Consider the following 21,580-nt stretch of genomic DNA (forward strand, 5'->3'; position numbering starts at 1 on the left):
ATGCGGCGGCATCTTCCTCGATGTTATCATCCGCGCCGCTATCGCCATTTTCCGAAACTGAAGCCTATAGCTTTTCCTAGCCCTGGAAGGATGTACTGCGAGAAATGGCATCAGGCAACGGCCGTAAAAGATGTTGCACGACCGGAGGCCGATCCCCCAGATGGAAGGCGTTGAGGGTCGTCTGGTCCAGCTGATCGGCATGGGTGACGCGCGCGTGCTGGCGCTGATGCTCTATCCAGCTTTCGACGACGAAAGCCTCGATCACCCGGCCAGGTTCAGCCATATCTTCCCAGACGTCCCAGCGGATTGCTCCGTCGCGATAACGGGTCGACCGGAACTTGCGCAGGGCGGCGATAAATTCGCCCAGCCGATCAGGATCGACACGATATTCGATCTCGATCAGCACCGGACCACGATCATTTTCGGGTGGAACGGCGACCACGGGTTCGGCCCAGTGATTGGAAGGAGCCAGATCGGTGGTGGAATCATTTGGCAGGTGCCAGAACCGCGCCAGTGCCGACGACAGAACCAATCCGACCGCAGCGACAATTAATGCTGTATGCACATGGGCTTTCGTTGCGATCACCCCCCAGACGATGCTGCCGCCGGTCATCGCGCCCTGGAACACCACCAGATAGACCGCCAATGCCCGGGCCTTCACCCATCCTGGCGAGGCCATCTGTGCCGCGACATTGAGCGAGGTAAGCATTCCGATCCAGGAGAGCCCTGCCAGAAACAGCACGGCACCTGCGATCCAGACATTGGGAACCAAGGCAAGGGCAAATGTCGCAAGCGCGAAGAGCAGCGTTGCCCAGACGGAAATCGTATTGCTCGGCACTTGGCCGCGCAACCGCTTTAGCAACAGCGCGCCCAGCACCGCTCCTGCGCCCATGCAGCCCAGCAATGCCCCGTAGCCAGCTGCCTCCAGCCCCAACGCGCGCCGCCCGATCAGAGGCAGCATCGCCCAAAGGGCGCTGGCAAACAGGAAGAAACCCGCTGAACGCAGCAATACCAGCCGCAATGCCGGGGAATGCCGAGTGTAGCGGTATCCCGCACGCAGGGCGCCGAAGAAATGTTCGGGCGGCAAGCTATGCGCTGTCTCCGGGCGCTTCCAGAAGAACAGCACACCCAGAACGGCCAGAACAGAGAGTGCGTTCAGGGCAAAGACGGCAGGTATCCCTGCAGCCGCGACAATGATGCCACCGAGCGCAGGGCCGATGGCGCGTGAGATATTCACGCCGAGCGAGTTCAGCGCCACCGCGTCGGGCAGAGCCTGCTTGTCGACGAGTTCTGGTACGATGGCCTGAAAAACGGGTGCGCTGAGTGCGGCCGAGACACCAAGCAGGAAGGTTACACCCAGAAGCATCCACGGGGTCGTGAATCCCAGCAATGTCAGAATCGACAAGGCCGCCGCCGCGGCAAGGCCGAGCGATTGAGCTGCGAGCAGCATCTTGCGGCGGTCGATGATATCCGCCATTGCCCCGGCGGGAAGGGCCAGCAGGAACATGGGCAGCGTCGTTGCCGCCTGTACCAGCGCGACCAGCAGCGGGCTTGGCGAGAGCGAGGTCATCAACCATGCGGAGCCGACATCGTTCATCCAGGTGCCGACATTCGAGATGATCGTGGCAATCCAGAGTGCGCGGAACACCGGGAAGCTCAGGGGGGCGGAGGTTGCGGCTGGTTTCACACTTGGTTCAGTCATATCGGTTCCTTGTCGGCGGCCAGCTGGAATTTGCGTTTCAGCCGTATCGGGGAAGACGGCAGTGCGCGTTTGCGGTGCGCGCAGGACAGGTTTCGTTGGCAGGGACGGTTCAGACCGCCCAGCAACCGCAACCGAAGGCGCCCCAGAAGGTGCGGGCATCGGCGGCGGGTACATTGGCGCCAAGCGCGGCCGCGTGGTTGTGACCATGTACCGCGCAATCATTGGCGCAGCCGCAATGAACCGCCAGTTTTGCCTGTGCCTCGGATGTCTTGTAGTAGCCGCCGAAAGCCGCAACCGGCGACCAGTCAGGCATCGGTGCGGGCAGGGCGGGCGCAAGCGGGCCAAAATCACCATCGGCATGTACAACATTGCCGCCCAGCACGGTCAGAACCGAGCGCAAGTGAACGATCTCATCCTCGGGAACAGAGAAATAGTCGTCGGAGAGCAGAGCAAGATCCGCCAATTGACCGGGCTTGATCTGCCCCTTTTTACCCTCTTCGTTTGAAAACCATGTATTGGTCTCGGTCCAGAGCCGCAGTGCCGTCTCGCGATCAACCCGGTTCGCGGCGGGATAGAGCCGGGTGCCACCCAATGTCTGTGAAGTTACCAGCCACGAGAGTGAAACCCAGGGGTTATAGCTGGCGACCCGCGTCGCGTCCGTGCCTGCGCCGAGTGGCACGCCAGCTTCCATGATCCGCTTGATTGGCGGGGTGTTCTCTGCTGCTTTCGCGCCATAACGCTCAATGAAATATTCGCCCTGATACATCATCCGATGCTGCACGGCGATGCCGCCGCCCAGCGCCGCGATCCGGTCGATACTCTTCTCGCTGATCGTCTCGGCATGGTCGAAGAACCAATTGATCCCCTGAAGCGGAATATCCCGGTTAACCTTCTCGTACACATCGAGCGCACGGGAAATCGTTTCGTCATAGGTCGCATGCAGGCGCCATGGCCAGCGATGCTCGGCCAGCAGGCGGATGACCGGTTCGAGATCGGTCTCCATGTTCGGTGGCATCTCGGGACGCTCAACCCGGAAGTCCTCGAAATCGGCGGCCGAATAGACCAGCATCTCACCCGCCCCGTTGTGGCGGTAGGTATCGTCACCCTGACCGGGGCTGACCTGTTTCACCCAGGACGAGAAATCGGACAGTTCTTCTTTCGGCTTCTGGGTAAAGAGGTTGTAGCTGATCCGAACCGTCATCTGGCCGTCGGCATGTAGCTTCTCGATGATTTCGTAATCATCGGGATAGTTCTGGAAACCGCCGCCGGCGTCGATCACTGAGGTGACGCCGAGACCGTTCAGCTCACGCATGAAATGGCGTGAGGAGTTGATGGCGTAATCAGGATCCAGCTTCGGCCCCTTGGCCAGTGTCGAGTAAAGAATCGTCGCATTGGGCTGTGCCAGCAGCAGACCGGTCGGGTTACCCTTCGCATCGCGAACGATCTCGCCCCCCGGAGGGTTTGGTGTATCCTTCGTATAACCCACTACCCGCAATGCGGCGGCATTCAGCAGTGCCCGGTCATAAAGATGCAGGATGAAGACCGGCGTGTCGGGCGCCACGGCGTTGAGTTCGTCAAGGGTCGGCAGGCGCTTCTCGGTGAATTGATGCTCGGTGAAACCACCCACCACACGTACCCATTGCGGCGCGGGTGTGCGATCGATCTGGGCTCTGAGCATTGCCATCGCCTCGGAAAGGCTCGGCACCCCGTCCCAACGCAGTTCCATGTTGTAGTTCAGACCGCCCCGGATCACATGGGTATGGCTGTCGATAAGACCGGGAATAAGGCGACGGCCGCCGGCATCGATGATGGTGGCGGTGGGTGCGGCCGCCCGCGCCTCGCCTTCGGAGCCAACCGCCAGAAATTTTCCGTTCTGGATCGCGACCGCCTCCGCGGCAGGTTTTTGCTTATCGAGTGTGGTGACTTTGGCATTGACGATGATCAGAGCGTTGTCGGTCATCGGGATCTCCTTCACAGGTCTGGTTGGTGAAGCGTGCTGCGGGAAGCGCATCCCGCGACTGGCGGAGGCGGAAACCTTTAGATGATCTGTGAACTGTCATGCGCAAATATCTCGCTGAGCGTCACGAAGGTTCCGGTTACATCCGCGATAAACCGGCCCATCGGCGCGGAGGCTGCACCGCTTCCTTCCTTTACGCCGGCCACCGAAATGCCGCTGATGATCAGAACATCAGATGAGATGCCTGGTTCACACTCCATTCCGTCGCCATGTGTGGCATAGCGGTCTTTGGTTTCGTGATCTTCGCAAAAAATCTTGATGGTTTTTCGGATATCGGGGCCGGCCTTTCTGCAAAGGGTAGGCCCGGCCGCGCGGGACAGCCGGGTCGTTGCCGTGTCACGCCGGTTGGGGATCGAGGCGCGGAGCGGAGTGCTTGGTGCGGGCAGGCGCGTTGTGAACCATGGTATAGGCGTAATCGACGCCCATGCCGTAGGCCCCCGAATGTTCCTTCACAATATCAAGGGTCGCGTCATAGGTCTCTTTGCGGGCCCAGTCGCGTTGCCATTCGAGGAGAACCTGTTGCCAGGTCACAGGCACGACGCCGACCTGAACCATACGGTCCATGGCGTATTTGTGGGCATCGGCGGAGGTGCCGCCCGAAGCGTCCGCGACCATGTAGACCTCGTAATCGGTATCCTTCAGGCAGGAGAGAGCAAAGGTCAGGTTGCAGACCTCGGTCCAGAGGCCCGACACGACGATCTTCTTGCGGCCTTCATCGGCACCCTTGGCAAGCGCATCACGGACCTTCCGGTCGTCCCAGGAATTCATCGAGCTTCGTTCCAGAAGCGGTGTCTCGGGATAGACGTCAAGGAGTTCCGGATAGGTCGGCCCCGAAAAGCCGTCGGTCTCGACTGTGGTGATCGTTACCGGTACGCCGAAGACCTTGGCCGCCTTGGCCAGCGCCACCGTATTGTTCTTCAGCACCTGCCGATCGATCGATTGTACGCCAAAGGCCATCTGAGGCTGGTGGTCGATGAAGATGACCTGGCTGTTCTGTGGGGTGAGGACGTCGAGTTTGCTGGACATGAATGGTCTCCTGGAAACGGGGGTGAATAAATGGGATGCGCCTCAGGCGGCGTCACGATCCTTCGCCACTTCCTTGGAAGTTTTGAGCGCGAAGGATTTTTCATGCAGGCAGGCCTGCACGAAACTCGTATGACCCTTCAGCCATTGGATTCCGGCTTCACCGGCGAGCATGCCAAGAAGGCCAAGCAGGGCGATAATCGGAGGGGCAGGGGATCTCACCGACAAAAGGCCGTAGATCACACCGATCCCAAGACCCACGGCGAGGGAAATGAAATAAGGCTGTACTTGGCTCATTGGATGAACTCCTGTCCAACGGGTGTCCGCATGAACTGCGCGAGCGCGTTAAGTTCTGCAGGGCGGATTTCATGGCCGCCCGCTTCGATCACGCTTTCCACTTGGGCTTCCTGCTTCGAAAACCAGTCGATCAGTGCCAGCGACTGCGGCAGCGGACAAATCGGGTCTTGTCGTCCTGCACTGATGAAGACGGGTCGCCCCTTGAGGTCGGGTTGCGGATCGGGGGTCCAGGGGATCAGCGGGTGCAGCAGCGCTGCCCGGTCGAAAAGCCTGGGTTGTCTGAACAGCATTGCGGCAAGGATGTTGGCGCCGTTGGAATAGCCGAGCGCATAAAACCGTCTGCCCGCGTATTGACGCCGGATACCGTCCACGAAGCCCAGCATCCTGCCGGTGCGGACGGACAGGTCTTTCATGTCGTAGATACCCTCGCCGGTGCGACGGAAAAACCGGTTCGCACCGGATTCAGAGACATCCCCACGCGGCGCGATGAGTCCCGCATCAGGAAGAATCTGCCGCATAATATCGGTGAACTGATGCTCGTCACCGCCGGTTCCGTGCAGGGCGAGGACGACTGGTGCATCCGCCGCGCCGTCGTGACGATAATGGATATAAGCCGCGTCTTTCATGACAGTTCTCCTTGATCTGGCTTCGTTTTCGCGAGGAAAACGAGTCTTCAGCCGGACAGCGGAACAAGCCCTGCCTCGATGCGCTTGCGAATAGGCTCGTAGCGGGTCGGCAGTTTGAGGGCTTCGCCCAGATGTGCTGTATCCTCATCCCGATCAAACCCGGGTTCGTTGGTGGCTACCTCGAACAGAACTCCGCCAGGGGTACGGAAATAGATTGCCTGGAAATAATCCCGGTCAATCACCGGCGTGACCTGGTAACCGGTATCCATCAATGCCCCGCGTATCTCGAGCTGTGCCGCATGATCGGGGACGGCGAAGGCGATGTGATGAACCGATCCCGCTCCCTGGCGGGCGAAATGTGACCGGGGCAGCGACTCAAGATCGATCGTATCCGCGCCATTCCCGCCGGGAATGACAAAACGGGTGACGTTACCTTCTGTCTCGGAGAGCCGATAGCCCATGAATGCCAGAAGTTCCTCTGTTGCAGCGGTATCCTGCAAGCGCAGTCTTGCACCGCTGAAGCCGCGGATTGCCGCGTCATCGGGGATCCCTGCGCCGGTCCAGCCCGCGCGCCCGTCATCGCCTAGTTCAATCAGCGAAAACCCGTCACCGTCCGGTCCCTGGAACCTCAGCCTGCTGGTCCCGAACGTCGTGTCCTCTTCGAGACCTGCGACACCCTTTGCCGCAAACCGCTTCCTCCAGAAGGACAGCGATCCCTTCGGCACCGAAAACTGGGTTTCCCCGACTTCGCCGACACCGGGACGTCCCCGGACGATGTGCGGAAAGGGGAAGTAGGTCATTACCGTGCCCGGCGTGCCTGTCTCGTCACCATAGTAGAGGTGATAGACGCTTGGCTCATCGAAATTAACGGTCTTCTTCACACGGCGAAGTCCAAGCGTATCGGTGAAAAATGCGTTGTTCTGGCGGGCATCCGCCGCCATCGAGGTGACGTGATGCAGGCCCTTGATCTGACTGATCATGATTTGCCTTTCCGCGGCATGACCGCATTGCAACCTTGTTGATCGCAATTTAGTGCAATTGATACTTGCCTGGAATTGACGTAATAGTTAGCTTTGAATTACGTAAATCGTAATAATTGACATGAATGAGCTCAAAGCCCTCAGGGTATTCCTGCTCGCCGCCCAGGCTCGAAATTTTGCCCAGGTCGCGCGAGACATGAACATGACGCCGGCCTCTGTTACCCGGACGATTGCCGCGCTGGAGGCACAATTCGGCGTGCAGCTCTTTGTGCGTACGACGCGGCAGGTTTCGCTTACCTGCGATGGCGCGATCTTTGCGGCGCGACTCGCCCCGGCCGTACGAGCGCTCGATAATGCGCGGGCCGAGTTGATGAATGCCAACAAGGCAGATGAAGGTCTTTTGCGCATCAACGCGCCGATGTCATTGGGGCAACGGGTGCTGCCGCAAATTCTATGTGGTTTTCGGAAGCTCTATCCGAAAATTGACGTCCAGATTTCCTTGACCGACCAGCTGCTGGATATGCTTGTGGAAGATTTCGACCTTGCCGTCAGGATATCGGAGCCCCCCTCCGACAAGTTCACGATCTGGCGCAAGATCTGCACCATCAAGCGCATACTCGTTGCCGCTCCGGGAACACCCTACGCGACTTTCCGGCATCCCGACGAACTGGAGGCGGATGCCTGTCTGGGCTATACATCCGACCGGCACCGTGAACGCTGGGAGCTTTCGGATGGAGGTGCCAGCGTCACGATCTTGGCAGGACGCACGATCTCGGCAAATAATGGCGAGGTGCTGGCCCGCATGTCCGCTGATGGTGCTGGCGTCGCGCTTTTGCCGGTTTTCATTGTGGCAGAATATCTCCGGTCCGGGCGTCTTGTTCAGATCCTGCCCAGTTGGTGCCCGCCGCAACTTTGGCTGACGCTTTACTATCCACCCTATCAGAAGATGCCGCCAAGAATCGCGTCGTTTTCGGACTTCTTCGAACATGAGATTCCTGCACTGGTCACGGCGTTGGAATAGAGGCGCATCTGTTCGCAAGGCGCAACGCCGATGACTGCCTGCCGGATGGATTTGCGCGATCAACCCTGCCCACACCGATATCAGGCACTGCCTACCCGGTCAGGGCGAGCGGGCGGTATCGATGGAGCTTGATATGTCGATCAGCTTTTCTTCCCAGACGTGTTTTTCAGGAATATCGGCAGTCATCAATTCGAACTTGCTGTCAAGCCAATCCGGTGCTGCCTCCTTGATATCGGCACCCGAGAATCCGTGACCGGACCGCTCAATTATATTTCCATCCTGCAATGCCAGTTTTAGCTTGAAGCTCCACCCTTTCTTCTCGCCATTTCCGCAGATATCGATTGTTTCGGAACATTTCCGAATATGCGGATCGTGCAAAAGCTCTTCAGTGACCGATCTTGGATCGTCCAAATCCACGTGCAATGCCGCCGCCGTCATGAAGGGCACGCTATATTGCGCCGACATGATATCGTCGGGTTGCGGAATATTGTGGTGAGACAAAACCTTATCGCTCATTTCCAGAGAGATTCCGGCAATATCCCGTGGCTTGAGACCATGTTGCCCGACGGTCTCGCGAAGCGCTTCGGCTGGTCCATGCACGGTGATATGGGCAGCATAGCGCTTGAAGCAGGTTTGCCGGATTTCCCATTTCTCGCCCAGATCACGCGTCAGAAGAGAAGGATCCGAATGCTCGCAATAGGCGTCCAGCAATCCGAAACGGCCTTCCAGAACGGCCAACGGGCCCTCGAAGCCACGCCGCGACAGTGCGGCGGCGGTCATACCGGCTTCGGCAGCGCGACCCAGATGCAGGCGCTTGACCATCCCCCCGTCGCCCGCTTTCGCGAAGGCCAGAAGCCCGCCGCCCAGCGACCCCGCGATGCCAAAGGCGCGGGCCAGCTGATCGGCATTCATACCCGTCAACACAGCTGAAACGGTTGCTGCACCGAATGCTCCGGTCAGGCCGGGGGCGTGAAAACCGCGTGTCTCGGGGGAATGCATGGTCGCGGCCCCAATCCGGTACATTATTTCGCATCCGGCGATGATTGCGACGATTACCCGATCGGCAGTTAACGATGGATCGGCAAGAGCATGAGCCAATGCGGGAAGCGCCACAGTCGCGCCCGGATGCACGCCGGCACCAGGACTGCGCAAGCTGTCAAGCTCATAGGCGTGGCACATTGTCCCCAACAGCAGACCTGCCTGCGGCAGTGGCAGGGCCAGCCCCCGAAAGCCCTCGATCGGAACCTGTGGCCGTCCGCCAAGATCGCGCAGATGCTCTGCCACCGCCTGTGCCCACGGGAAGCGCGCGCCGAACAGTGCGCATCCCGCCGCATCCTTCAGGATCGCGGCGGCGAGTGGCGGAATATCCTGCGGCACGCGATCCAGACGCAGATCGCAGGCGAAACGCGCCAGCTTTTCCGCGGCGGTCGCCCCAAGCCGGTCGTTATGCTTCATGTCTGTGGATGAAACGCCCTGCATGCTTTGCTCCGTGCTTCTAGCCATACCGTTCCGCCATCCTAGTTTCGTATGTCTTGCAGGAAGCCATCGGCGGGCTTGGACCATTCCATCCCTGCACCGGCCCGCAGGGCAGCCTCGTAAACCTCGCCCGCGGCGGCGGCGAATTGAATGCCGTGGATATTACCGCGCTGCGAGAAGGTGATCTGTTCCGCGTCCCGTCGCATTGTATGGCTGCCGCATTCCACCAGCGTTCGTTCCACCCCTTCGGTGAAATGCGCGAATTGTGCGGTTCCGCCAAAGGCCAGCCTGGTGGGGGCGTTGGAATAGACCATCGATTCCTCGTCATGCTTCCAGTCATCGAAGCCAAGCGGTGCGGTTGCGGTGCCGAAGCGCAATGCATAGTCGACGAGCGCCACTGCCTCGTTGGTCAGCCCTCCGCCAATGGCGGTGATATGCATGCCCTTGGCAAGCAGAGAGACATCGACGACGGGTTCCGCCGAATTGGTGCAGGAACACAGCAGATCAGCCCCCCGCGCCGCCTCTTCAGGAGAGGCGCATGCCAGCGTTTCGATGCCGGTTTCGTTCCGCATTCTGGTAGCAAAATCCGCACAATGGGCAGGCGTAGGGCTGAAGACCCGGATCTGGCGCAAAGGACGCTCGTGCCGGATGGCGAGGACATGACTTTCTGCCATGCCTCCCGAACCAAGAATAGCCAGTATTTCGGCATCGGGCCGCGCCAGCAACCGCACGCCCAGGGCACTGTCGCAACCAACCCGCATCCGCTGTAACCAGCCATCCTGCATGACGCATAAAAGCCGTCCGTCGCGCGGATCAAACAGCAGTACCAGCCCCAGATACCTGCCGGGCTGCCCTGCCCATTTCCGTTTTCGCAAACCCCGCGGGCCGCTTTCGCGTTCGACACGATCTGATTTCACGCGCAACGCGGCATAGGGCCGCTGGTCATTTGTACCCGCATCGGCCCCGACGGCGAGCCCCAGCTGATAGCCCTGATCGGGTCCGGGACCGGGCAGCTGCACGTCCAGGCGAGGCGGGGTCACGCCCCCGCCCTGCGCAAAGCGGCGGTAAGTCCGCTCCAATCTGTCCGTCATCCGCCGGGGCTCCAGAACCCGCTGCACATCGGCATTGTCAAGATAAAGCATTCTGCTTCCTCACCACAGCCGATAGATGAAACGACTGGCCGGCAGCAAATCCTGAAGATAGCCTTCCGGGAATTGCAGCAGCAAGACATTGGCCAGTACGATCTCGATCAGCAGGATCACTACCGCTCCGGATAGCGCGCCAATCCAGCCAAGCCTTGCCTTGCTGCGCAGGAAACCCAGCACATAAAGCGGCGCGGCATAGATGAAGCCGATCAGATAGCTCAGCGCCGGAAGAACCAGAATCCAACCCAGCAACCGAAAGCTGCCCGGTGTGCTGCCGTCGCCACCGGCCTCGGTATCGGTGATCAATCCGGGCCAGGGCGCGCGACGGATCATGCCGAACACCATCCAGGCGCAGAAGGCCAGCATCAATGCGCAGACACTGACCGGAAAAACCCATGCAAGGAAACGTAGCTGCAGCAACGTCGCAATGAACCACACCCCGACAGCCATAACGATCAGCGTGAAACCGATCTGCACTCCCAGCGTGCCGAGGGATGCCTCGTATTCGCCGCGTTCGGCGTCGCTGACCGAATGCGCGCGATTACGCCAGGCATATATCAGCGAGATCGCCGCCAGCACCATGATAACAACCGAGATCGGTCGCAGGAACAGGTCCCAGCCGTAGATCTGGACACTGCGATAGAGCGCAGCCTCCAGTCGCGGTGCCAGCACGAAGCCGATCAGCAATGCAGCACGCGACCAGCCCAGACGTTTCATGAAGATGCCCAGAACGCCGATGGCGACCAGCGTGATGAGGTCACCCCATTCACGCGTCGCCTGATAGGCCGACAGAAACACCATTACCAGAAGGAAGGGCGCGACCCGTGCAAAGGGGATAACCGTCACATGCGAAATCGGCTTGGCCAGCAGCACGCTGATCGCGGTGCCCAGAATATTGGCCAGCGCAATGGACCAGATGATCAGGAAAACCAGATCCATATGGCTGGTTACCATTGGCCGTCCGGGTGTAATTCCGATCACCACCAGGCCGCCAAGCAGCAGCGCCATCGTGCCCGAACCGGGAATCCCGAAGAACAGCGTCGGGATAAGAGCGCCGCCTTCTTTCGCGTTGGCAGCGGATTCCGGGCCAATCACGCCGCGAATGTCGCCTTTGCCGAACCGGGATTTGTCTTTCGAGGTCTGTACGACATGGCCATAGGCGATCCAATCGATCACCGATCCGCCCAAGCCGGGCAACGCCCCGACGATGGCGCCGATAAATGAACAACGCAAAACGATCCACCAATGCCGCAGCACATCCCGGATGCCTTGCATCCAGCCGCCACCCAGCGCACCGGCTTCGGAAATACGTGCATGTTTGCGCAATACATCAATGATCTCTGGAAAGGCGAAAATCCCCAGCGCCACGACAACCAGCGGGATCCCGTCCGAGAGATAGATCGTGTCGAAGGTAAAACGGTACTCGGCCGTTGCCTGCGATGCGCCGATGGTGCCCAGAAGCAACCCGATGCAGCAGGAAGCAAGTCCCTTGGCCATACTGGGACCCGTTAACATACCCACAAGCGTTAGCGCGAAAACCACCAGCATCAATTGTTCGCCGAAACCCACAGCCAGTAGCACCGGCTTGGCGAGGACGAAGGCAATAGACAGGAGTAAGGCCCCGAAGATACCGCCCAGCATGGAACTGATAAACGCCGCGCTCAATGCGCGCGCCGCCATACCCTGCCGGGCCAATGGGAAGCCGTCCAGCACCGTCGCCTGCGCGCTCGAGCCGCCCGGCACCCCGACCAGAACCGACATGAACGTGTCAGAAGTCGAGGTTGTGGAAGACAGCCCGATCATCATCGCCAAGGCGAGTCCCGGGTCCATTCCGAACAGAAAGGGCATGATGATCGCCATACCGGCGATCCCGCCCAGTCCCGGAATGAGGCCAATGGTCAACCCGATTGTGACTCCCATAAACAGATACAGGAAATGCGTTGGCGAAAGCAGCGTCAGTAATGCTTCGATCGCATATTGAAAGATAGTAGCGTCCATCTGAATATTATCCTGGGCCGTATGAAGGGCTGGGACAAATCACTGTCCCAGCATTAGGCGGCAGTGGGCTTAACGTGACACGTCAAATTCACTTTCAAGCCAATCGAACAGCCAGGCGCGGGCCTCGTCGGACATTTCGAGACTTGCTTTGAATACCGTTTCGGCATCGGCGCCGACCCGTTGCGGATATTCACCAAGGGTTGCCTGTGCCGCCTCGGTCTTGAATTCGTCGCCTTCCACTGCCGCTTCGGCGGCATCGGCATATTGAGCCACGATTTCGTCTGACGTATCAGCCGGAAGGACCAGCATCTTCGAGCCCATAACCCGGATATTGAATGCGGCTTTCCAGACTTCGTATTCGATACCCTCCAACGGCTTGCCATTGATTGCCTCGTAGATTTCGAGGAAGGTCGGAACGTCAGGCAGCATCGGGTCCCGCACGATTTTCCCGTTTTCCTCGAAGCCAAGCGTAAAGAGCGGACGCGCCGTCCCGTCATCCACAAGCGGTTTCACGGCTTGCGCCCATGATGCCATATTGTCGTAATTCAACCCGAATTCACCCCGCTCGAATCCGGCGCGGGTCTCCGCGTTGCTAAGGCCGAACACATATTGCGGCTTGATCCCAAGCAACGAAAAGGACAGCAGGACCGGCAAATCCGACGAGGTTGGCCCCGATGCGCCGTAGATCGGCGGGTTCTCGATAAGTTGCCGGACATTCTCGACGGAATCGTCAGAGGTCGCCATATCGGTACTTGCATAGACCAGCAGCCCGAAAGGAGAAGCGAGGAAGGGGCGGAAGCTTGGCAGATCATATTCGACCGCCGGGTCTTTCAGCAGATACTGGAAAAAGGTTCCCGTGGCGATTGCGGCAATATCCAGCCCGTCCGGATTGGCCCGGGCGGCAAACTGGTTGATACCCCGCACCGAACCACCCCCGTCGATATTCTCGACAATGATGGTCGGCTGACCGGGAAGGTGCTTTTCCAGCCCGATCGCGAATAACCGGCCATGAATGGTCGAACCGCTCCCCTCCTGATAGGGGATGATCATATTGACCCGCTCGCCGGACAAATCGGTTTGCGCCTGGGCAGGCGCGGCAAATCCAAGGCCAAACCCGGTCACCGCGACAAGCACGCCGCGCCGTGCGCGGCGCGAAACCGCGGGCCAAAGATTCGTTAATCTGATGTTCATCTTATCCTCCCTTCATTGACTGCGCCGCGCGCTCGCGCTGCGGCGCCTCGGTAGTGCTTTCACGCAGCGGAAGACGCGCCTTTCGCACATGCGAAATCGGCTGCGTTGCGGCCAGCCTGACGACCGAAGGTTGCTCCGCTCATCAGTCCGGTGCCGCTTGCATAATTGTGGAAGAACAACCCGCCGGCGATCTCGCCTGCCGCATAGAGCCCTTCGACCGGTGATCCATAGATTGACTGTACCTGCGACGAGGTGTCGATCCTCAGGCCGCCAAAGGTGAAGGTGATGCCGGCAGTGACGTGATAGGCGTGGAAAGGCGGGCTATCCAGCGGTTGTGCCCAATTGCTCTTGTCGATCTCAAGACCCTCGGTCGACTTGCCATCAAGGATGTTGGGATCGAACTGCACATCCGTCCGGCAGGCCGCATTGAAAGCGCGGGCGGTGGCAAGGAAACCCTCGGCATCGACGCCTTCCATTTTGGCAGCCAGTTCCTCCAACGTGTCGGCCACGACTTTCGTGCAGCGGCGGATACGGTATTCGCTGCGCAGCAGATGTGTCACCTTGTCGTCAAAGATCTGCCAGGCGAACTGGCCGGGCTGTTTCAGGATCTCGCCGCCATATTTGGCATAGGTATGGCTGTGAAAATTCTCGCCTTCGTCCACATAGCGACGTCCCTTGGCGTTGACACAGATGCCATAGGGATAATTGTGCTTCTGGAACTGGTCGCCCACCGTCAGGTCACCGAAAGGCGGCGCGTTCACATCCCAGGCAACGGCGTGGCAGCCCGACCAATGCCCCGCCGGCGCGGCGCCGGCTTCCATGGCCATCCGGTGGCCCAACCCCATGTTGAAGCGGCTGCCCCGAACCTTGGCCAGATCCCAGCCCGGGCCCAGATATTCGGCCCGCATCTGCGCATTCGCCTCGAAGCCGCCGCAGGCAAGGATGACTGCGCCGGCCCGTAACTCTATGTCGTGCCCGTCATGGCGGGTCACGACGCCGCAAATCCTTCCGGCTTCCGTGACAAGGGAAACCGCCGGGCTTTCGTAGACGACGCGGATCGCGGGGGTTGCCGCCACTTTCGCGAACAACGCCTCCAGCAAAGCTTCTCCACCACCGTTGATATGCAATGCCAATCCGCCCCAGAACTTGAATTTGCCGTCTACCTGATAAGCTTGACGGCCAAGCCCGGGATGCAATTTTACGCCATGACCCGCCATCCAGACGGCGGTATCCAGACTGTTGCGGACCAGATATTCGCACAGGTCGGCATCGGTCCGGTATTGGGTCAGTGCATACATGTCGTCGAAGAACTGGTCCTCGGTATAGGTGCCAAAATCGACATTGCTCAGATCCTCGTCGGCCATCGAAGGCGAGACCTTCAGCAGGTCGTCGATCCCGTTATAGGCGAAACGGAAAGCGCCTCCGGTGAAACGGGAATTCCCGCCTCGTTCGTCTTCGGGTGCGGCCTCCAACACCAATACCCGCGCGCCCCTTTCGGCAGCCGAAAGCGCGGCACACAGTGCGGCGTTTCCCGCCCCGACCACAATTACATCCAAGTTTTCCCCGGTCACGTCATGCATCGGCAGTACTCTTCCTTTGATGGTTGTCTGTGTCAGTGCGCAGCGCAGCGAATATCTTTTGGCAGGAGGCCGCGGCGGGTAATCCTGCCAAAGCGTGGTCAAGCGCGGCTGCGCCTGCTTCGCCCAGGCGCGGGGCGGTGCAGGCCATGAACTTGGCGCGTAACGCCCCTTTGGGCAGGGGGTGGTCGCGGTCGCGCCCCAATGGCCGGTCGATCTCACCCCTCAAAAGCCGCCCATCGGTCAGTTCGATCTCGACTTCGGCGAAGAAATGCTCGGTCGAGGCCATATCCGCCTGGGGATGCGGCGCGGCAGTGATGCGCGCCATCAGATCGCGGATCTCGGGGCGGCTGATCTCGGTATCGTTGAAGACATCGGGGCGGACCACGCCCTCGGCCAGTGCCCGGGCCAGCGCGTATTGCACGCTGAACTTGCCTTCCAGCCCGGCTTTCGGATCCGGCCGGTTGGTATGGCGCAGCCGGCGCGGATGCGTCAGGCTGCGGACGGCGACAATCTGATCCGGGGTGATGCCGTGATCGCGACGAAGCGCAAGCGCGACATCCACCGCCGGATGGGTGCTGGCGCAGCAGGGGTGCTGTTTATAGGCAATGCCCACCTCTTCAATATCCAGGGGCACCGCCCAATCCGCCAGCAGGCGGTCGGCATCATAGCGGCCCTCGCCATTATAGACACGAAAGAAGCCCTGCGGGTGTTCCAGCGCGTCGGGATTGGCGCTGAGCCCCTCGGCGGCCATCAGTGCCGCCAGCAGGCCGTTGCGTGCCGATTGCCCGACATGAAAGGGTTTCACATCAGTGCCGAAATTCGCTTTGATCCCCGCAGCCATCGAGGCGGCGATCGCAAGTGCCCGCGCCGTTGCCCGGGCGTCAAGGTTCAGAAGGGCGGCGGCGGAAGCTGCCGCGCCGAACGTCCCCAATGTGGCCGTCGGATGCCAGCCCTTTTCATAATGCTCGAAATTGGCCGCGCGCCCCAATCGCGTTTCAGTCTCAAATCCGGCCAGGTAGGCGCGAAGGAAGGTTGCGCCGTCGACATCGCTTTGATCGGTCAGCGCCATCAGTGCCGGCAGGAGCGGGGCAGAGGGATGCCCGCCCATGCTGTTGCTGCAATCGTCGAAATCCAGCGCGTGGGCCGCCATACCGTTGATCAGCGCTGCGCTGAGGATGTCGACTCCGCGGGATCGGGCGACACACCAGGCAGGACCCGGCGCGATGCAATTCTCGGTTGCTCGGATCAGCGCCTGCAGCCCGGGCTCGTCTGCACCGGCCAGAAGTACCGCGACAGTATCGGTGATGGCCTCGACCGCTGTGTTTACAGCAAGCTCCGGCATATCCATGGTTCTGAAATCCACCAGCCGCTCCGCCAGCCTTTCAAGCAAAGCTTGCATTTGCGCCCTCCATATTCAGATGGCGGTCTCTGCCATCTTGTAGACAGTTTGGTAGCGTGTCAGATTATGATTGTAAACATGATTCGCGTTATTGTAGGATGAATAGAATAATAACAAAGGTTTTGTAGACATAATGACTGTTAATGTAGACAATTCGTCCGATGCGACCGAAAAGGGTGCGTTACTTGCCGATCGTGCGCATGCGCATCTGCGCGAACAGATCATTTCCGGTCGGCTTGCCCCTGGTGCGCGGTTAAGCGAAGTCGAAATCGCCCGGCAGGTCGGCGTAAGCCGCGGCCCGGTGCGCGAGGCGATCCGCCGGCTTGTTGCCTCGGGGCTTGCGACCCAGGCGCCGAATCAAAGCGCGCGGGTCATCGAACTGGATGAGCAGCGTATCCTTAGCGTCTATGACGTGCGCGAGGCCATCGAATCGATGGCGGCTGCCTGTGCGGCGGAACGAATGACCGAGGCAGAGCGGACAGCGCTGGATGATCTGCTGACAGCGCATTCTTCGGCTTTGGGAGATGTGCCGGACAGCTATCCTTCAGGGCCGGGGGACTGGGATTTTCACCATCTCGTCCTGACCGGATCGCGCAATTCGCTGGCCTATCGCATCTGCGTGGGCGATTTGCGCGATCTGCTGGCTTTGCTGCGCGCCGGCCATCGCAATATCCGCGGCCGCGGCGAGCGCGCATTGCTGGAACATCGCTGGATCGCCAATGCGATCATTGCAGGTCAGGCGGATTTGGCCCGCACATTGATGGCGACACATATCCGCGCATCGCGCGACGGCTTCTTGCGGCAGTGGCGCGAGAGGAACACGGCAGCGGCCAGCGGGCGGCAGGCTGCCGCAAGCGACAAGAATCGCAACAGAAAGGAGAAGTGATGGCGACCGACTGGATGATGTCCGACTTTGGGACCGTATCGCGCGGCGACGACTTGCGGGCCTTGCTCGCAGCGGGGAAATCCGTGCAGACGGCAGGTGCCTATGATGGCATGACAGCGCGGCTTGCCCGCGATGCAGGCTTCGAGGCGCTGTATCTGTCGGGCGCCGCATTGTCGGCATCGATGGCGCTCCCTGATCTGGGGTTGCTGACATTGGAGGATGTGCGTCTGCGGGCCAAGCAGATTGTTCGCGCCTCTGACCTGCCATTGATCGTTGATTGTGATACCGGTTTCGGCGAGGCGCTGAACGTCATGCAACTGGTGCGCGACATGGAAGAGATCGGGGTCGCCTGCATCCAGATCGAAGATCAGAAATTTCCCAAGAAATGCGGGCATCTGAACGACAAGCAGCTTATTTCGCGCGACGATATGTGCCGCAAGATCGCAGCGGCGCGCAAGGCTGCGGACCGGCTGATCGTCTGTGCCCGCACGGATGCCGCCGCCGAATCGCTGGACGATGCGCTTGACCGCGCCCGCGCCTATCGCGACGCCGGGGCGGAACTGATCTTCGTCGAGGCGCTCGCCTCGCATGAAATCATCCGCAGGGTGCGTGAACAGTTGGATATGCCGCTTCTGGCCAATATGACCGAGTTCGGGCGCACCCCTCATATATCGATGCGGGAATGGCAGGAAATCGGCTACGAGGTGGTCATCTATCCGGTATCGGCATTCCGGGTCGCGATGAAGGCCGCTCGGGATTTTTATGCGAAGCTATACGCCGGCGGCACGGCGGAGCCCACGCTTGATACGATGCTGACGCGTGCGGAGCTTTACGAAACCATCTCTTATTATGACTACGAAGCACTGGACGAAAATATCGCCCGAACCGTTCTTTGAAGCTGCTTCAACCGTATTTTCCGTTCAGGGAGGACTAATTTTGTCGAACCATCACGCCTCTGGTGCGAATCCGCATACACGCGCCATTGCCCAGTTTGTCTCTGGATTGAGTCTTGAGGATATCCCGCCCGATGTACTGCATCGGGTCAAATTGCTGATGCTGGATTCTTTCGGTTGCGCGCTCTACGGGGCAAATCTGGAATGGACGCGCATTCTGAAGCAGACCTTGGCCGAGACAGATCGCAGCGATGGTAGCGGAACCTGGGGCGGACCGGAGCGGTTTTCCGCTCCGCATGCCGCATTGGTGAATGGCCTGCAGGTGCAGGGGTTCGAACTTGATGATGTGCATCGCCATGGCGTGCTGCATGTCGGCGCCGTCACCCTTCCGGCCGTGCTTGCGGCAGCATCCATCAAACCGGTTGACGGCCGCGAATTGCTGACCGCCATCGCAGCCGGTTACGAGATCGGGCCGCGTGTTGGAATTGCGATGGGGCAGGAACATATCGGGCAAGGTTGGCATTCGGGTGCAACCGTGGGGGTATTTTCCGCGGCAGCAGGCGCGGCGCGGTCGCTGGGACTGGATGCTGAACAAACGATCCACGCTCTTGGCATCGCGGGCACCCAGTCGGCCGGGTTGATGGCCGCGCAATTCGGGGCGATGGTCAAGCGGATGCACGCAGGCCGCTCGGCGCAATCCGGACTTTATGGCGCTATGCTGGCCCGAAACGGCTTCACCGGAATCGTCGACGTGTTCGAAGCCCCTTATGGCGGGTTCTGCACGACATTCTCGCGCTCGACGGACCGGTTCGACCTCGATGCGCTGAGTGCCGGTCTTGGCCGTGACTGGGAAAGCTTGCGCATCTCGCTTAAATTCTATTCCTGCGTGGGATCGAACCACACCACGCTGGACGCATTGCGCAATATCAAGCACCGCCGTGACTTTACCCCTGACACGATCCGCGAGATCGTCGTTTACGGCTCGCAGGTGACTGTCGATCACGTTGGATGGCCCTACGAGCCGCAGGGGCTTACTTCGGCGCAACTCAATCTGCCATTCTGCGTGGCGACGCTGCTTCTGGAGGAGGATGTCTTCGTCACACAATTTCCGCCGGAATGCGTGAATGATGCCGCCCGCATAGCCTTGTCCCGCAAGGTGCGCGTCGTTCATGATCCCGAGATCACCGCTCTGGGCTCGAAGTTCCGGCACAAGGTCCGCGTTGAGGTTCATTACGGCGACGGCCATGTCGAGACCGAGACCGTGGAAGCCCCGCGCGGCAGTGAATTCTCTTTCGCCAGCGATGCGGATATCTGCGACAAGTTCCTGAAGCTGGCAACCACGACGATACCGCAAGCGAGGGCGCAGGAGATTGTAGACATTGTGATGACGCTGGAGCACCACGATTCGCAGCGCCTCTCGGGACTTCTGGAAGGTGCCTGAGCAACGATGAGCCCGACGCGGTCCAAGCTTCTGTCGATTGCGATCGCGGCAATCTGCGGTGCTGCGATGTCGCGCCTGGGATTGCCGCTGGCCTGGGTGATCGGCCCGATGGTCTCGACGGCAATCCTGTCGCTTTCGGGGCGGGTCGTCTTTGCCGATATCCGGGCGCGCCGGACGGGACAGATCCTTGTCGGCGCGGCCATCGGGCTGAAACTAACGGCATCGTCGCTTTCCGGGCTGTGGCTTTGGGTACCTGTTGCGGTCATCCTGAATTTCGGCGCTCTCTGGGTCGCGTTACTATTTGGGCGGCTGTTTGCGCGCTGGCTGTCGACCGATACGGTAACGGGCTATTTCGCGATGGTCCCTGGCGGTTTGTCGGAGATGTCCAATGTCGCTGCCGCCGAGGGCGGCACGATGGAGATTGTCGCCATCGTTCAGGCGCTGCGTGTCGCCTGCACTGTATGCATCCTGCCCCCTCTGCTTCTCTGGCTGGACCTGCATGGAACCTTCTCATCCAGCTTATCGACATCTTCGCTGGGGTGGACAGGGTTGGGAACGGTACTTGCCGCCGGAGGCGCGGGGGCCTGGGGCGCGCGCCTTTTGCGGATGAACAATCCCTGGATGATCGGGGCCCTGGTCGGGGCCGCCTGCCTGTCTGTCGGCGGCCTTATCAGCGGAGAACTGCCGAGGCTTCTTTTCTGGCTGGGACAGATGATGATCGGCATGACGATCGGCGCGCGCTTCAAGCCCGTGCATCTGCGCCATATCGGACGACAGCTTCCAAAGGCCATAACGCTCATCTTGTCCATGATGGCCCTGACTGCCGTAATCGGGACGGTTTTCGCCCGGGTCAGCGGTTTCGATCCGGCCAGTTCTGTGCTTGCGATTTCGCCCGGAGGATTTTCTGAAATGGCCACTACCGCGACAACGCTGCATCTGAATGTCGCGCTGGTCACCGTCTTTCATGTCGTCCGGGCGTTCATCATCAACGGTTTTTCAGCGGTGTTCTGGAGGAAATTCGGGGCCTGAGAATGGCTGCGGGTGCCGTTGCGAAGATTGCGCCGATATCCGGAAACCATCTTCTGGGTTTGCCGATACCATCCGGGATGCCATCGGGTGCACCCGCACCACACCAATTCCGTCGCATACCGATCCTGGCGTCAGCAGGATCGCCCCGATCAACTGATCGAACTGGAGGCCCGACATGTGCCACCGAGACACGGTGATGCGGCGCGACTGACAAAGTGGTCGTTTATCCGCCGGACCTGCGGACTGTGCAGGAAAATGGATAGATCACAATCTTATGGTATGTTACCTGATGAGGCGCAAACCGTTCGAAGGATGCTGTCAGACAGAGACCATCATTTTCAATACACAACCTTATTAACGATCATCACCCAGAAGAAGCGCAACATCTGCGCGAAATGATCTCGGATTTTAATTCAGTAAATCATTGCGTTGTCAGAAAAGCTATTCAGGGGGGCGAAATTTGTCTAGCCCAGAAAGTACATGTTGCGCGTTTCGTTATCCGAAAAATTCGACAGAACCAAGCCTGTCAGAGGCGCGTGCGAGATATGAAGAACTGAAGCGAAAGGCACCTCGTCAGGCAAGCGAATTTGCGCTGGCCATGGCGCCGGTATTTGCATCGCGACAGTTCTTTTACAGAAGACTTCTGTCAAAGGATACGGATCTGGACCTTCGGCGGCAAGCGGCCGCTTCGGCATTGGAGATGGCAAAGAGCGGGGTAAAAGTAGATTACAAGATACTGGTCAGGTCCGCGAAAATACTTGCCGAGTTGTCTGGCGAAGAGACCGGCCAGCAGCCATTGGACTATCTTGATCGTATCGGTCCCGCAGGAAGCAAGATCGCGCTTCTGGCGGCATTCCATCAGGCAAAGCTCGAACG

General features: G+C 59.8%; 18 protein-coding genes. 5 read left to right on the forward strand and 13 right to left on the reverse strand.

Features of this window, described 5'->3' with window-relative positions; all coding sequences use genetic code 11:
* Positions 1-76: 76 nt before the first annotated feature.
* The 7 genes from Q0601_RS05600 to Q0601_RS05630 all read right to left on the reverse strand — a co-directional run bounded on the left by Q0601_RS05600 (position 77) and on the right by Q0601_RS05630 (position 6,645).
* Positions 77-1,702 carry an MFS transporter gene (locus Q0601_RS05600; RefSeq protein ID WP_305288006.1) on the reverse strand — a complete coding sequence of 542 codons (1,626 nt, stop codon included), beginning with the start codon at positions 1,700-1,702 and terminating at the stop codon, positions 77-79.
* A gap of 109 nt (positions 1,703-1,811) precedes the next feature.
* Positions 1,812-3,662, reverse strand: a complete 1,851-nt coding sequence (locus Q0601_RS05605) for an amidohydrolase (RefSeq protein ID WP_305288008.1) — start codon at positions 3,660-3,662, stop codon at positions 1,812-1,814.
* A gap of 77 nt (positions 3,663-3,739) precedes the next feature.
* Positions 3,740-3,919, reverse strand: coding sequence for a hypothetical protein (locus Q0601_RS05610; protein ID WP_305288010.1), 180 nt, complete (start codon positions 3,917-3,919; stop codon positions 3,740-3,742).
* Between the two features lie 136 nt (positions 3,920-4,055).
* Positions 4,056-4,745, reverse strand: a complete 690-nt coding sequence (locus Q0601_RS05615) for a hydrolase (RefSeq protein WP_305288012.1) — start codon at positions 4,743-4,745, stop codon at positions 4,056-4,058.
* A gap of 42 nt (positions 4,746-4,787) precedes the next feature.
* Positions 4,788-5,039 carry a DUF1427 family protein gene (locus tag Q0601_RS05620; protein ID WP_305288014.1) on the reverse strand — a complete coding sequence of 84 codons (252 nt, stop codon included), beginning with the start codon at positions 5,037-5,039 and terminating at the stop codon, positions 4,788-4,790.
* Complete coding sequence (locus Q0601_RS05625) at positions 5,036-5,665, reverse strand: alpha/beta hydrolase (protein WP_305288016.1); 630 nt, start codon at positions 5,663-5,665, stop codon at positions 5,036-5,038. Before Q0601_RS05625 ends, Q0601_RS05620 begins: the two co-directional genes overlap by 4 nt.
* Positions 5,666-5,712: 47 nt before the next feature.
* Positions 5,713-6,645 carry a VOC family protein gene (locus Q0601_RS05630; RefSeq protein WP_305288018.1) on the reverse strand — a complete coding sequence of 311 codons (933 nt, stop codon included), beginning with the start codon at positions 6,643-6,645 and terminating at the stop codon, positions 5,713-5,715.
* A 121-nt stretch (positions 6,646-6,766) separates the two neighbouring features.
* On the opposite strand from Q0601_RS05630, the gene Q0601_RS05635 reads away from it, so the two are divergent.
* Entirely contained in the window at positions 6,767-7,666 is a 900-nt protein-coding gene (locus Q0601_RS05635) for a LysR family transcriptional regulator (protein ID WP_305288020.1), read from the forward strand.
* Positions 7,667-7,765: 99 nt separating this feature from the next.
* On the opposite strand, the gene Q0601_RS05640 is transcribed toward Q0601_RS05635, so the two are convergent.
* From Q0601_RS05640 to Q0601_RS05665, 6 genes are all read right to left on the reverse strand, one after another.
* Positions 7,766-9,169: an MmgE/PrpD family protein gene (locus tag Q0601_RS05640; RefSeq protein WP_305288023.1), complete on the reverse strand. Its 1,404-nt coding sequence runs from the start codon at positions 9,167-9,169 to the stop codon at positions 7,766-7,768.
* 14 nt (positions 9,170-9,183) lie between these two features.
* Entirely contained in the window at positions 9,184-10,284 is a 1,101-nt protein-coding gene (locus Q0601_RS05645) for an ornithine cyclodeaminase family protein (protein ID WP_305288025.1), read from the reverse strand.
* Positions 10,285-10,293: 9 nt separating this feature from the next.
* Complete coding sequence (locus Q0601_RS05650; protein ID WP_305288028.1) at positions 10,294-12,285, reverse strand: tripartite tricarboxylate transporter permease; 1,992 nt, start codon at positions 12,283-12,285, stop codon at positions 10,294-10,296.
* A gap of 69 nt (positions 12,286-12,354) precedes the next feature.
* Positions 12,355-13,476, reverse strand: a complete 1,122-nt coding sequence (locus tag Q0601_RS05655; protein WP_305288030.1) for a Bug family tripartite tricarboxylate transporter substrate binding protein — start codon at positions 13,474-13,476, stop codon at positions 12,355-12,357.
* 59 nt (positions 13,477-13,535) lie between these two features.
* Entirely contained in the window at positions 13,536-15,056 is a 1,521-nt protein-coding gene (tcuA, locus tag Q0601_RS05660; protein WP_305288032.1) for an FAD-dependent tricarballylate dehydrogenase TcuA, read from the reverse strand.
* Complete coding sequence (locus Q0601_RS05665; protein WP_305288034.1) at positions 15,049-16,455, reverse strand: MmgE/PrpD family protein; 1,407 nt, start codon at positions 16,453-16,455, stop codon at positions 15,049-15,051. The genes tcuA and Q0601_RS05665 overlap by 8 nt, the downstream gene beginning before the upstream one ends.
* A gap of 133 nt (positions 16,456-16,588) precedes the next feature.
* Here Q0601_RS05665 and Q0601_RS05670 point away from each other — a divergent pair, with 133 nt between their 5' ends.
* The 4 genes from Q0601_RS05670 to Q0601_RS05685 are packed head-to-tail and all read left to right on the forward strand — an operon-like array spanning position 16,589 to position 20,704.
* Complete coding sequence (locus Q0601_RS05670; RefSeq protein ID WP_305288036.1) at positions 16,589-17,341, forward strand: GntR family transcriptional regulator; 753 nt, start codon at positions 16,589-16,591, stop codon at positions 17,339-17,341.
* Positions 17,341-18,237, forward strand: a complete 897-nt coding sequence (prpB, locus tag Q0601_RS05675) for a methylisocitrate lyase (RefSeq protein ID WP_305288038.1) — start codon at positions 17,341-17,343, stop codon at positions 18,235-18,237. The genes Q0601_RS05670 and prpB overlap by 1 nt, the downstream gene beginning before the upstream one ends.
* Before the next feature lie 40 nt (positions 18,238-18,277).
* The gene (locus tag Q0601_RS05680) at positions 18,278-19,675 is read left to right on the forward strand and encodes an MmgE/PrpD family protein (RefSeq protein ID WP_305288040.1); all 1,398 of its coding nucleotides are present in this window, start codon (positions 18,278-18,280) and stop codon (positions 19,673-19,675) included.
* A gap of 6 nt (positions 19,676-19,681) precedes the next feature.
* Positions 19,682-20,704 carry an AbrB family transcriptional regulator gene (locus tag Q0601_RS05685; RefSeq protein WP_305288042.1) on the forward strand — a complete coding sequence of 341 codons (1,023 nt, stop codon included), beginning with the start codon at positions 19,682-19,684 and terminating at the stop codon, positions 20,702-20,704.
* Positions 20,705-21,580: the final 876 nt, after the last annotated feature.

The organism is Paracoccus wurundjeri, assembly GCF_030678915.1.
GTDB lineage: Bacteria > Pseudomonadota > Alphaproteobacteria > Rhodobacterales > Rhodobacteraceae > Paracoccus > Paracoccus onubensis_A.